Genomic DNA, 12,046 nt, shown 5'->3' with positions numbered 1-12,046 from the left:
GGTAATGTGGTAAACCTTTTAGAACTTTGCAAAAATTTACAGCAAAAAATAGAAAAACTGAAAGCAGAGATAGAAAACTTAAAAGCAGAAAATAAAGCTTTAAAGATAGAGAACGCTGAATTAAAGGAAAGGCTCGGTTTAAATTCAAAAAGCTCATCCCTGCCCAGCTCAAAAGAGCTATACAAAATAAAAAAGGACAAGCCAAAAAGCGAAAGGAATGTTGGCGATCAGGTTGGGCATAAAGGAAATTTTCATGCCACAATGGAAGCGGATAAAGTAGTAAAAATAGAGTTGCCTAATATTTGCGAATGCGGAGGAGAGCTTGTAATATGCGAAAAACCTTATGTTCACCAAAAAGTTGATCTTCCGGAAATTAGGCCTTATGTAGTATAGCATTTCTCATAATAGTCCGAACAGGTCATAGGAAGGCAGAATCAACAGCACGACGAAAGGATTCGAATAGAGGAATGTTTTTCCTGGCTCTGTTTTTTATAGCAAACCAATGATGCTCAATTTTGTTGAAATCTGGAGAATAAGGCGGCAGATACAAAATTTCTGCACCAACCCCTTTAGCAAGCTCGATAATCTTATCAGACTTATGAAAAGTAGCATTGTCAAGAATGACAGTCTGTCCAGGTTCCAAGATCGGTGTCAAAAATTGCTCAAACCATCCATTAAAAACATCCATATTACAGTGGCCTTCAAAGGTTAACGGAACAACTATCTTTCTTCCACTTAAGGCTGCAACCATACTGATTCGTTGAGTTTTCTTTCCAGATTTTAAGGCATAAAACCGCTGTCCTTTCTGGCAATATCCGTAGGGGGTAGTCTTCGGTGTTATCAATGCCAGACTCATCTATATACACTAAGTTTTTAGGTTCTTTTGTCGCTATAATTTTCAAAAATTCAGCACGTTTTTCTTCGTTTCTTTCCTTGTATCCATATGTCTTTTTTTGCGCGTAAATCCAATTTTTTTAAGGGCTCGATAGATCGTTTGGATACTAACGTTGTTCCAAAGTTTAGCCATTTCCGATAGAGTCTTTCCTCCGTGTTCTCTGGCAAATTTGGCAAAGGTATCCCAGTCGGTGATTTTGTGATTGTAACCCCCATTTCCAAGTTTTTTTGATTGAAAGTCTCCTGTTTCTTTTCTTCTTTGCTGCCACTCCCATAAAGTAGTTCGTCCAATCTTAAATCTTGCTGCCACTGTTTCTCTGCTTTCTCCTTCGTCTAGCGCTTCCATTGCTTTTTTTCTTAAATCATAACTATATGCTGCTGGCATTCAACCTCCTTATCATCATCTACCCTTATCCTATCACATCCGGACTTTTATGGAAAGAGCTATATATAGCTGGTGATAAAGTTTAAAATAATTGCATATACTGAGGCTCATTTAGGTATAGAGCCTCAGTGGTGCTTAATTTTTCAATTTATGGTAGACTAGTAGCCCTACTATGATGTGGATCTATGCTCGCTTATAACTAAAATTTCACTTCCACCAAGGGGATATTATTCCAGCTATTGCTTCCATAGTCATCAATAGAAGCGTTTAAGTAATCTGTATCAAAGCGCACGGGCACATCAAATTCGAAGCTCGCAGTGATTATTGCATCTTTTACTGGCGGTTTCATGAATGTTATTTCTCCCGTTGAATAATTTACTGAATATTCACTCTCTTCTTTACCATTTAAATAAATCTTTACTGTCCCATGTACTGGCTTTTTGATCATACGTATATGCTTATCTTCCCCACTTACATAAGTTTTGATTAGCTGAAAAGTCGTTTTTTTGTTATCTCCTATACCAATCTCTTGGTTGATGGCTATAAAATCCGACCAATCCTTAAAACGAAACCCTATTGCTTTACCTTTTCGTGCATGAAAAAATGTTATTAGTTCTAGTAGCTGCTCGTTTGATCTGACCCCGTAAGCTATGTTGTATCTAGTGCGTGCATGAGACCAATTGATGTTGCGCTGTTCACAACCATTGTGAGTTGTTACAACGTCAGTAGAAAATTCCGGTCCTCCAGTGGAACCATAAGATATATTTTCTGGAAATCTAATTTCTGTGAATGACATATGTCCTCCTGTGAAAGTAAAATAGTTTAGTTGAAGAAAATGTTGTAATTTGAAAGCGTTTTACATAGCAAATGACGCTATGGAAAGTGGGTGAGACCACTGAGTTAAACTGCTGTCACACCCACAGTTACTATACTCAGGTTCATTTGAGTTGTCAAGCAAAAAAAATAAAATTTTATGGCAAACTGTAACTAGCCTTGCTTGTGACTTAATTCATCTACTTTTTTGCGTAATACATTCAAATCAGTTGCTCCTACAAACAGGCTATCTCCAATTATTAAAAAAGGTGTACCACCTACTCCCAAATCTCTTACTAGAAGCCTACTGTTGTTTATCATTTGCTCAATTTTTTCCGCGTTATCTTTTATGGAATCATTAAAATCGTCCTCATCAATCCCTATGTTTTTCACTATATCCAATATGCTTTCGTCTGAAAATTCTCCTTTGTGACTTAAAGCAGCATGGTGAAAATCGAAATATTTTTCTTTATCGAGAAAATAGACAGCTAAAGCACTTTTTGCTGCCTTTAAAGAAGCGTTACCAAGTATTGGAGCATCCCTAAAGATATACTTAATTTTGCCGTCGTTAATTAACTGCTTTATATCATTCTTTATAGCTTTGCAATGTCCACAAGAATAGTCAAGGAAGCCTACAGCTATAACACTACTATTTTCATTTCCGGAGTAAGGATAAGTAAGGTCAAATATTTGATCCTTGTATTGTGAAATTTTACTTTTGGTTACATTATCTCGAGCAGCGTAACTACTTTTAATCGACTCCTCTTTGAGAGTTTTTACGATCTTATCAAAATTTCTGCTTATATAATTATCTAATTTCTCACCTATATAATCATCGTTTAGCATTTGGCTGCGATTTGAAAGCCAATTGTTTATTATCGGCAAGCTTGCTATTGCTATTATTAAAATTAATAAAAACGATATTCTAGACATACAATTTATTTAAAAACCTACAACATAAAACTTTTAGTACACATTTATCTGTATATTAAAAGAAGCATCTAATGTTAATATATAAAAACATTTGTATCAAGTGTATTTTATAACCAGTTTTGCCTCAAATGCAAACTTTACACAATAAAACTCAAGCACATTACCACAAAGTTCATCAGAAGACTTGGTAGCAGAGGCGCGCGGAGCGTAGATTTAAGTTGTTTCCGCTGTGTATAATTTTCCGCGGAATAAACATATGAGTGAACCAATAATTGGCAGAGAAAAAGAAATAGCTATTCTACAAGACAAACTTCTTTCTCAATCAGCCGAATTTATTGCTGTTTATGGTCGGCGTCGTGTAAATGTTGTATTATCTGCATTTTATCAGCATAATATAGAAGTAATGTAATGCAGATATTATGCCGATGCCGAATTATACGATTACTTCTAAAATTGCTAGTTGTCTTATAAGGATTGAAGCAGCAAAAGAAAAAGTGTTACATTTGCCGCTCACTGTATCAATGCTTTTGTCTCTTCGTGAAACTGCACGGCTTTATACCACACACTATTCTACTATGATTGAAGGAAATCGACTTGAACCTAAACAGATTGAAGAGGTTTTAAGTGGTAAAAGCCACTTTCCAAAATATAGGAGAGATGAAAATGAGGTTAAAGGATATTATGCAGCTTTAACTCAAGTTGAACAATGGGCAGCAAGGAGAATACCCATTACTGAGAAAGCCATTCAAACGCTTCATGCCCTAGTAATGGCAAGTGGAAAATCTAAAGTGAAGCCAACACCTTATCGAGATGGTCAAAACGTTATTCGTGATAGCCGTACACGTGCAATAATTTATATGCCACCAGAAGCAAAAGATGTACCAAAGCTCATGAGCAGTATGATTGGTTGGATTCGTGACAGTGAACAAGTGCCTTACCCAATTATTGCAGGTATTGCTCATTATCAATTTGTAACAATTCACCCTTACTATGACGGTAATGGTCGTACTGCAAGATTGTTGACTACATTAATTTTACACCTTGGTGGGTATGACCTAAAAGGACTTTATTCATTGGAAGAATATTATGCTAAGAATCTAGGAGCGTATTATGAAGCAATCAGTATAGGTCCATCGCACAACTATTACATGGGACGAGCTGAAGCAGATATTACTAAGTGGGTGGAGTATTTCGTAGAAGGTATGGCAAATTCATTTGAGAACGTTTTACAACGTATAAATGAAGAAGAATACCACACTGATCAGACTGATCTTATACGTAAACTTGATCCTAAACAACGCAAAGCTCTTGAGCTCTTCCAGGAGTTTTCCGCTATTACAGCTAGTCAGGTTGGCGAACTATTTAATTTTAAGCCTCGTACTAGTGCGCAACTTTGTAAAAAGTGGGTGGAAATGGGGTTTATCGAGATTGTAGATTTTTCCAATAGAGGAAGGAAATACAAACTTAGTAAGCAATATGAAGATTTGATCTCAAATTAACTGAAAGCTCGCTAGACAGTGCATAGGTCAAATTTCAATAAAGTGCTTGAAAACTAGATATAAACTTAAAATTTTAAAAACTGGAATATGTACAACAACTTACGCGACTTCATCAAAGCCTTAGAAGAAAAAAAAGATCTGATTAGGATTAAGGAGGAAGTTTCAACAGTTCTTGAAATGACAGAAATTCATCGCAGAGTTTTGTCAAGCAAAGGGCCAGCGATCATTTTTGAAAATGTTATCACAGAAAATGGCAAAAATTCGATTCCAGTTTTGGTGAATTTATTTGGTACTGTTAAGAGGATTGCATTGGGGTTGAACATAAATCCTGATGAACTAAGAGATCTTGGTAAACTTTTAGCATTTTTGCAATCACCTGAGCCGCCAAAAAACTTTAAGGATGCTATAAAAATGTTTCCTTTGTTGAAAGTCGTGTTATCGATGCGAAGTAAAGTCGTGAGCAAGGCTCCATGTCAAGAGGTAGTGCTAACCGGAGATGAAGTGGACCTAAGTCTACTGCCCATTCAAACATGCTGGCCAAATGAACCTGCACCACTTATCACCTGGCCGATTGTGGTGACAAAAGGACCTACGAAAGACAAACAAGATAATTTCAATCTTGGAATATATCGTATGCAGGTCATAGATAAAAAAACAACTCTAATGCGTTGGCTTGCGCATCGTGGAGGAGCAGGTCACCATAAACGATGGAAAGAGAAGGAACAAAATATGAAATTTCCTGCTGCTGCTGTGATCGGTAGTGATCCTGCAACGATTATTGCTGCGGTAACTCCAGTGCCAGAAACATTGTCAGAATACCAATTTGCTGGGTTGCTGCGCAAAAAACCGCTTGAACTTGTAAATTGTAAGACTGTTCCACTTCAAGTACCAGCTCACGCGGAAATCGTTCTGGAAGGCTATGTGAGTTTGGATAGCTATCAAGACGAAGGGCCATACGGAGACCACACCGGTTACTATAATTCTGTTGAGCAATTTCCTGAATTTAATATTACTGCAATTACTATGCGCAAAAATCCAATTTATCTCAGCACTTTCACTGGCAAGCCACCTGATGAACCATCGATTCTTGGTGAAGCACTCAACGAAATTTTTGTGCCCATTCTTATCAATCAATTTCCAGAGATAGTGGACTTTTATCTGCCACCGGAAGGTTGCTCATATAGAATAGCGGTAGTGTCGATAAAAAAATCCTATCCAGGGCAGGCAAAAAGAATTGTTATGGGCATACTTTCTTTTCTAAAGCAGTTTTTATACACGAAGTTTATTATCGTTGTTGATAATGATATAAATGTACGTGATTGGAAGGAAGTAATGTGGGCAATGTCAACGAGGATGGACCCTGTGCGTGATACAATCATGATAGAAAATACACCTATTGATTATTTAGACTTTGCTTCCCCTGAAAGTGGACTTGGAGGTAAAATGGGATTTGATGCGACAAATAAAATCCCGCCTGAAACCAAACGAGAATGGGGAAAGAAAATTAAAATGAGTGAGGAAATAGTAAGAAAAGTCACGGAAAAGTGGAAGGAATATATGGACTAGACTTCTTGCATAAAAGCAGAAAAAAGTTTGGCGTTTTTTATAATGCCGTAATTAGCATTAACTGATAATTGTGATTTAAGTTCGTCACAGTGCCCTTTTTTTGTCATCCTATAGCTATACCGCCGCGGTATCTCTTAGCCGCTAACAAGTAGTGGGATGACGAGCTTATCGTCATCCTGCCGCGAACCGTCATACCGCGATTCATTCGCGGTATCTCAGCCGCTAACAAGCAGCGGGATACTTAGGGATGACGGTTGTTGTTTAGCTGTAAATATTAAGAAATTTACCAAATGAAAAAAAAGGCAAAAGAAGCCCTGGGGTTATTATCCGCTTTAAAATATTGGCGTTTTTTATGTTTTAAACGCTTGACAAGCGAGATTCAGCCGCTTTTAATTGCAACTAACTTACGCTGCAAATGTTTAAGAAATTTACTAAGCAGAAAAAAAGACAAAGAATCCCCGAGTTAGCTAGTCTTTTACTATCTCTGTCGAGTATTGGCATTTTTTGATGTCTTGTAACGCTTTATAAGCGCGTTCAGCTTATTTAGATAAAAATCTAGATATAGATGAAGTTTTGTAAAGACATACAGTATCTATATACTGCAAAAAATTGAACATAAGACGCCGATACATTAAGTAATCCTTACCTTTTAATCTGCAGATTGGCGAAAGCAAATACAATAGCTTCAGTTTCATGATAAGAGGGCTGGCGAAGGGTGTCAAGCAATTTTCGTTTCTGCGAGTACCTGAGTCTATTGATTTCATTAGAGCCGAAACTCTTGAGACCTAGGTGATAATTCTATCTAAAAGAATGCCGAAAAAGAGCAGCAACCCTACGTAGGAGTTATTTTTAAATATGGACATGCATTGACTGGGATCGTCAGGATTGAAATTTTTGTATTGGCGGTGAAATATGAACCCTACAGCAAGTAGAGCAATATAAAAAATGTTATTTAATGATGATAAGATACCAGCATATAGCCACGTCATAAGAGATATTAAATAAAATCTTTTCAACCAAGATTTTGTTGTATCACCAAAATATAATGCGGTAGATTTCATCCCGAGTTTTTCATCATCTTTTTTATCTTGATGGGCATATATGGTGTCATAGCTAAGTGTCCAAAAGACGCATCCTATATAAAACAGCAAGGATTCTATACTGATCTGGTTTGTTATTGCTGCTGAGCCCATGAGCGATCCCATATTGAAGGTAAACCCTAAGAACAATTGTGGCCACCAAACATACCGCTTTAATAAAGGGTAAGTAGCTATCATACACATTGAGATTATTCCAAGTATAAGTGTAGTTTTATTAGTTAATAATAAGATTACCAGGGCAATAGACAGTAACAGTGAAAGTAAAGCTAAAGCCTGCTTTATGTTTAATGCACCACTTGCAAGTGGCCTATATTTTGTTCGTTCAACGTGCGCATCTATTTTTCTATCGAAGATATCATTGATTATGCACCCTGCGGGTCTCATTAAAAATGCACCTATAGTAAACAAAACAAGGAGAAAAAGAGCCTGATATGATAGAGAAGTTGAGGCTAAAAGAATACCGCTCAAACTGGGAAATAGCACAAGCCACAAACCTGTTAAACTGTGCAACCTCATTAATGAAAAGTAATGGTTGAAATACATTAATTAAGTGTGATTATGTAATATTTTGCTTACATTAACAAAATTATCGAACGCTAAGTCAGGCTTGAAAACTAGTTCAGGTATAAATCGCAAATCAACATAACACAATATAGATTTACGTATTGACCATGCAGATTGGTTCATTTCATTAACAACAGTATTAATATCACAATTATTCTCAGAAGGATCTCCAGTGCGTCTTTTTTCTGGATCTAAGTAGTCAGCTACTTGAATATTCAATGAAGATAACACAATATATACATCTGCTTTTTTCAAATCTTTACTTAATTTTACGTCAGATACCGCTACATTTTTATTGAACACCTTACCTTCCATTAGAATTCTTGATATTGCTCTATGCAATACCGATGCTATCTTTAGGTTTCTAATTTCCTTTTTCATATCCAGCTACTATAACACCCTTTCTTCTTGCACTAATTGATAAGCTTCCAAAATATCTCCAACTTTAATATCGACATTACCCTCTAGTGATACTCCGCATTCAAAGTTTACACCTACTTCTTTAACATCATCTTTAAATCTACGTAGTGCTTTTAACTTTCCTTTATGCACCAATTTGCCACCACGCACTACCTTAATTAAAGAATCTTTTTTTATGACTCCATCACTTACATAACATCCAATGATATTACCAGCTTTAGATACATTAAATATTTGCCTTACAGATGCAGAACCAACACGAACCTCTCGTGTAACAGGCTTTAACATTTTAGTTAAATACATTCTCATGTCGTCAATGAGCTCGTATATTATGTTATAAGTATGTATTTCTATACCTTTTTGTTTTGCCAAGTCCCTTATTTTTGAGTCCACTTTTACATTAAAAGCTAAAATTACTGCACTTGATGCTTCTGCAAGCAGCACATCTGAATCTGTTATCCCTCCTACTGCTTTGTGTAGGATATTTAATTTCACTTGATCTTTACCGAGTTTATCAATTGAACTTGATATTGCTTCAATAGAACCAGTTACATCGCACTTTAAAACTACAGATAGTTCTTCTATTTCACTGTTATTACGGCTGAATATATCTAAATCATCCTCATCTAAATTTTCTTCTTTTTTCTTGATTAACTCTAACCTATGTTCAATAATTTCACGTGCCTGCTTTTCAGAATTTACAACAACAAATTTATCTCCAGCATTTGGTACACCATTTAGACCAGTAATTTCAATTGGAGCAGAGGGTAGTGCTGCTTTTTCTCTTTGACCAAGGTGATTAACCATACTACGTACTTTACTGTATGTTGTACCAACTACCAATATATCACCAACCTTTAACGTTCCTTCCTCAACTATCAATGTAGCTGATATTCCTTTCGCTTTATCTATTTTGGATTCTATTACCCATCCAAGTGCTCGACAATCTTCTATTGCTTCTAGCTTCATTAATTCAGCGATTAACAAAATCGTCTCTTCTAGTTTATCTAAATTAGTTTTCTTTTTTGCTGATACTGGCACAATCATAACATCACCACCAAGCTCTTCAGGAATGAGATCATATTGAGGTAAGCTACTCATTACTTTCTCCACATCACCAGGCTCAGATTTATCAATTTTATTAATAGCAACTATAATAGAAACATTTGCTGCTTTTGCATGATTTATTGCTTCAACTGTTTGTTTCATGATTCCATCGTCAGCTGCAACTACTATTACAACTATATTAGTAATATTGGCACCACGTGCACGCATCGCAGTGAACGCTTCATGTCCTGGTGTATCAATAAAGGTAATTTTTTGCTTATCTTTTGTCGTTATTTGATAAGCACCTATGTGTTGAGTTATGCCACCTGACTCTCTTTCTGCAACATTAGATTCACGAAATGCATCGAGCAATGAGGTTTTACCATGATCGACGTGTCCCATAAAAGTGACGATTGGTGGTTTAGGTTTTTTAGGCAGGCTTTCTCTGCCTTCTATAAAAAATAAATCTTTTTCTCTGTTGGTATCGCTCACTCGTTTAGCCGTATGATTAAATTTTTCCACTATTTCACATGCTATATCTGGATCCACCAGATCATCTACTCTATAACTCTCACCGACTTCTTCTTTGAACATTTTTAGCACACTCTTGCTATCTTCTGCCATGCGAATAGATAACTCCCTGATAGTTATTTTGTCTGGTATAATAACTTCTCTTGATATATTTTTACCCTTAGTAAACTTTGACTTTCTACCTCTTATACCAAACCTTTGCTTAAATACAGGGGGTTGTTCAGTTTTTTCATCTATTGCCTGTGCAATTACCAGTTTAGAATGCTTAGAATATATATCTTTGTTGACTTTAAAAGACTTTTTATCGTTGTCCTCATGGTCAATACTATCTTCTTTTGGTTCAACTAAGTGGGTATTACTTAAAACTTGCTTATTTATTTCCTTAGATAAAGCGTCCGCTTCATTTTTCTCGTCAATCTCTTTATTGCTGTCTTCTTTTGCTGTTTTCTCTTTTTCTTCTCTCTGATTTCTTTCTTTCAGCAAAGCAGCATTCTGCACAGCATTAATGCGAAAAATTTGTTCTTTCTCTGTTAAAGAACCTAATTTACTCTCGTCAAATAAATTATGTTCTTCTGCATCATGAGATTTTTTTCTTCTTTTTTTTACTACTGTAGCTCCAGTACTTGGGCTAGCTGAAGAGTTTAAATTGAGGTCTAATTTAAGCTTGCTTAAACCTTGGAGCGTTAATTTTTTATCACTGATATCTTCATTATTCATATTATTTTATTATATTAATCCAAGCTTTTTACGTGCTTCTATGATTATTGAATCTACTGTATCTTTTAGATCTTCTTTGCTATCGGATGAGGAAGAGAGTATGCTGCAAAACTCATAACTTGATAAATCTGCTATGTCCTCTAAAGTCTTAATATCATGCTTACTAAGAGCAATTTTATTGTCTATTGATAAAGTTAAATTGATTACATCATCCTCCATACCTAAACTTTTTAGCTCTTCTATTTTTCTATCATTTTCTGCTTTCAGGTACTTATTTGCTCTATTGTGAAGTTCGTTTGCAATATCTTCATTAAAGCCCTCTATTGAAGCAAGCTCTTTAATTGAAGCGCTAGATATGTCTTCTACACTTGAAAAACCTTCTGTTACCAATAGCTGACCCATAATCTCTTCTAAGTTTAAAGCTTCAGCAAATAAAGCTGAACATTGACTAAGTTCTTTACTTCGCCTTTCTGATTCTTGCTGAGTGCTTAATATCTCAATTTTCCATCCAACAAGCTCTGAAGCTAATCTTACATTCTGGCCCTTTTTTCCTATCGCTAAACTCAATTGATCTTCAGCAACTATTAACTCTATGCAATTTTCATTTTCATCAATAATAACCTTCGATACTTCTGCAGGAGTAATGGCTTTAATAACAAATTGACCCAAATCTGAGGAGTAATTTATAACGTCAATTTTTTCACCATTTAATTCGTGTATAATAGTTTTTATTCTATCTCCCTTAACTCCAACACAAGCACCTACTGGATCAATGTTCTTGTCGGGAGAGAAAACGGCAACCTTAGACCTTGAACCAGCATCTCTAGCTATACCTTTAATTGTCACTAATCCGTCAGCAATTTCTGGTATTTCTTGATTTAATAATGCCTCCAAAAAGCCTTCATGAGTCCTAGAAAGAATAATTTGACGTCCATCATCAGAGCGCTTAACAGTCTGTATGTAAGCTTTAACCTTATCACCTTCACGAAATGATTCACCACCAGTTAAATTTCGCAATGGAAGATATGCCCTAGTGCCATTTATGTCTATAATAAGATCTGAATATTCTACTTGTTTAACAATACCATACCTTATTTCTCCCACCTTATCTTTAAATTCCTCATATTGCTTTTTTGACTCTTCATCTTTAATTATTTGAGCAATCTTTTGCTGGGCAATTCTTGCTGAAGCAAGATCAGTGTTAAGAGAGAGTAATTCACTAACAGTATCTCCAACTTTTGCATCTCCTTTTATTAATTTAGCTTGTGTAAGCGTAATTGATTCATACTCGGTATTCTCTTTTTCATTTGATTCATCATCAATAACTTTTAGTTTTCTATATGAAGTAACTTTGCCTGTGTTTCTATCTATATCAACTACAATTTTACTTTTGCTACCATATTTTTGATGAGCCACTGCTTCTATAGCACTTTCTAGTGCCTTTATTACAACATCAAAATCTAAACCTTTTTGAAGTGAAAGCTCTCCTGCTGTTTTTATTACATCAAGGCTTCCAACTATGTTATTCTTGTTACTTTTCTGCTTAACACTGCTTTTACGATTAGCAATCATAATAA

At 35.7% G+C, this 12,046-nt stretch carries 11 protein-coding genes and 1 pseudogene; 4 read left to right on the top strand and 8 right to left on the bottom strand.

Annotated elements, in window-relative coordinates; all coding sequences use genetic code 11:
* Positions 1–6: 6 nt before the first annotated feature.
* Positions 7–390, top strand: a pseudogene (locus tag AAGD79_RS05390) (DUF6444 domain-containing protein); the annotation flags it as partial.
* A 28-nt stretch (positions 391–418) separates the two neighbouring features.
* Here AAGD79_RS05390 and AAGD79_RS05385 read toward each other — a convergent pair.
* The 4 genes from AAGD79_RS05385 to AAGD79_RS05370 form a co-directional block, all read right to left on the bottom strand.
* Complete coding sequence (locus AAGD79_RS05385; RefSeq protein WP_341811146.1) at positions 419–856, bottom strand: IS630 family transposase; 438 nt, start codon at positions 854–856, stop codon at positions 419–421.
* 42 nt (positions 857–898) lie between these two features.
* Positions 899–1,279 carry a helix-turn-helix domain-containing protein gene (locus tag AAGD79_RS05380; protein ID WP_007549224.1) on the bottom strand — a complete coding sequence of 127 codons (381 nt, stop codon included), beginning with the start codon at positions 1,277–1,279 and terminating at the stop codon, positions 899–901.
* A 199-nt stretch (positions 1,280–1,478) separates the two neighbouring features.
* Positions 1,479–2,075, bottom strand: a complete 597-nt coding sequence (locus tag AAGD79_RS05375) for a TIGR02217 family protein (RefSeq protein ID WP_138265061.1) — start codon at positions 2,073–2,075, stop codon at positions 1,479–1,481.
* Positions 2,076–2,266: 191 nt separating this feature from the next.
* Positions 2,267–3,025 carry a DsbA family protein gene (locus AAGD79_RS05370; RefSeq protein ID WP_341811253.1) on the bottom strand — a complete coding sequence of 253 codons (759 nt, stop codon included), beginning with the start codon at positions 3,023–3,025 and terminating at the stop codon, positions 2,267–2,269.
* A gap of 256 nt (positions 3,026–3,281) precedes the next feature.
* Between AAGD79_RS05370 and AAGD79_RS05365 the strand changes: the two genes are divergently transcribed.
* The 3 genes from AAGD79_RS05365 (at position 3,282) to AAGD79_RS05355 (ending at position 6,090) form a co-directional block, all read left to right on the top strand.
* The gene (locus AAGD79_RS05365) at positions 3,282–3,434 is read left to right on the top strand and encodes a hypothetical protein (protein WP_007548541.1); all 153 of its coding nucleotides are present in this window, start codon (positions 3,282–3,284) and stop codon (positions 3,432–3,434) included.
* 10 nt (positions 3,435–3,444) lie between these two features.
* Positions 3,445–4,524: a Fic family protein gene (locus AAGD79_RS05360; protein ID WP_341811252.1), complete on the top strand. Its 1,080-nt coding sequence runs from the start codon at positions 3,445–3,447 to the stop codon at positions 4,522–4,524.
* 87 nt (positions 4,525–4,611) lie between these two features.
* Positions 4,612–6,090, top strand: a complete 1,479-nt coding sequence (locus AAGD79_RS05355) for a UbiD family decarboxylase (RefSeq protein WP_341811251.1) — start codon at positions 4,612–4,614, stop codon at positions 6,088–6,090.
* Between the two features lie 785 nt (positions 6,091–6,875).
* On the opposite strand, the gene ubiA is transcribed toward AAGD79_RS05355, so the two are convergent.
* Genes ubiA through nusA form a run of 4 tightly spaced genes read right to left on the bottom strand, consistent with a single transcriptional unit; the run spans position 6,876 to position 12,041 of the window.
* A complete protein-coding gene (gene ubiA, locus AAGD79_RS05350; protein WP_182366339.1) occupies positions 6,876–7,733 on the bottom strand; it encodes a 4-hydroxybenzoate octaprenyltransferase in 858 nt (285 codons plus the stop codon).
* A gap of 3 nt (positions 7,734–7,736) precedes the next feature.
* Positions 7,737–8,135: a ribosome-binding factor A gene (locus AAGD79_RS05345; RefSeq protein WP_038249615.1), complete on the bottom strand. Its 399-nt coding sequence runs from the start codon at positions 8,133–8,135 to the stop codon at positions 7,737–7,739.
* Positions 8,136–8,144: 9 nt separating this feature from the next.
* A complete protein-coding gene (infB, locus tag AAGD79_RS05340) occupies positions 8,145–10,469 on the bottom strand; it encodes a translation initiation factor IF-2 (protein WP_341811250.1) in 2,325 nt (774 codons plus the stop codon).
* A 9-nt stretch (positions 10,470–10,478) separates the two neighbouring features.
* Positions 10,479–12,041, bottom strand: a complete 1,563-nt coding sequence (gene nusA / locus AAGD79_RS05335; RefSeq protein WP_341811644.1) for a transcription termination factor NusA — start codon at positions 12,039–12,041, stop codon at positions 10,479–10,481.
* Positions 12,042–12,046 lie beyond the last annotated feature (5 nt).

The sequence above is a fragment of the Wolbachia endosymbiont (group A) of Oxytorus armatus genome (genome assembly GCF_964027005.1).
Lineage (GTDB): Bacteria > Pseudomonadota > Alphaproteobacteria > Rickettsiales > Anaplasmataceae > Wolbachia > Wolbachia pipientis.
The sequence above is the reverse complement of the archived record's forward strand: the minus strand, read 5'-3'. Positions and strand labels throughout refer to the sequence as shown.

Coding starts and splice junctions, on each gene's coding strand:
- AAGD79_RS05385 (WP_341811146.1), bottom strand. CDS start 856: ATGAGTCTGGCATTGATAACACCGAAGACTACCCCCTACGGATATTGC.
- AAGD79_RS05380 (WP_007549224.1), bottom strand. CDS start 1,279: ATGCCAGCAGCATATAGTTATGATTTAAGAAAAAAAGCAATGGAAGCG.
- AAGD79_RS05375 (WP_138265061.1), bottom strand. CDS start 2,075: ATGTCATTCACAGAAATTAGATTTCCAGAAAATATATCTTATGGTTCC.
- AAGD79_RS05370 (WP_341811253.1), bottom strand. CDS start 3,025: ATGTCTAGAATATCGTTTTTATTAATTTTAATAATAGCAATAGCAAGC.
- AAGD79_RS05365 (WP_007548541.1), top strand. CDS start 3,282: ATGAGTGAACCAATAATTGGCAGAGAAAAAGAAATAGCTATTCTACAA.
- AAGD79_RS05360 (WP_341811252.1), top strand. CDS start 3,445: ATGCCGATGCCGAATTATACGATTACTTCTAAAATTGCTAGTTGTCTT.
- AAGD79_RS05355 (WP_341811251.1), top strand. CDS start 4,612: ATGTACAACAACTTACGCGACTTCATCAAAGCCTTAGAAGAAAAAAAA.
- ubiA (WP_182366339.1), bottom strand. CDS start 7,733: ATGTATTTCAACCATTACTTTTCATTAATGAGGTTGCACAGTTTAACA.
- AAGD79_RS05345 (WP_038249615.1), bottom strand. CDS start 8,135: ATGAAAAAGGAAATTAGAAACCTAAAGATAGCATCGGTATTGCATAGA.
- infB (WP_341811250.1), bottom strand. CDS start 10,469: ATGAATAATGAAGATATCAGTGATAAAAAATTAACGCTCCAAGGTTTA.
- nusA (WP_341811644.1), bottom strand. CDS start 12,041: ATGATTGCTAATCGTAAAAGCAGTGTTAAGCAGAAAAGTAACAAGAAT.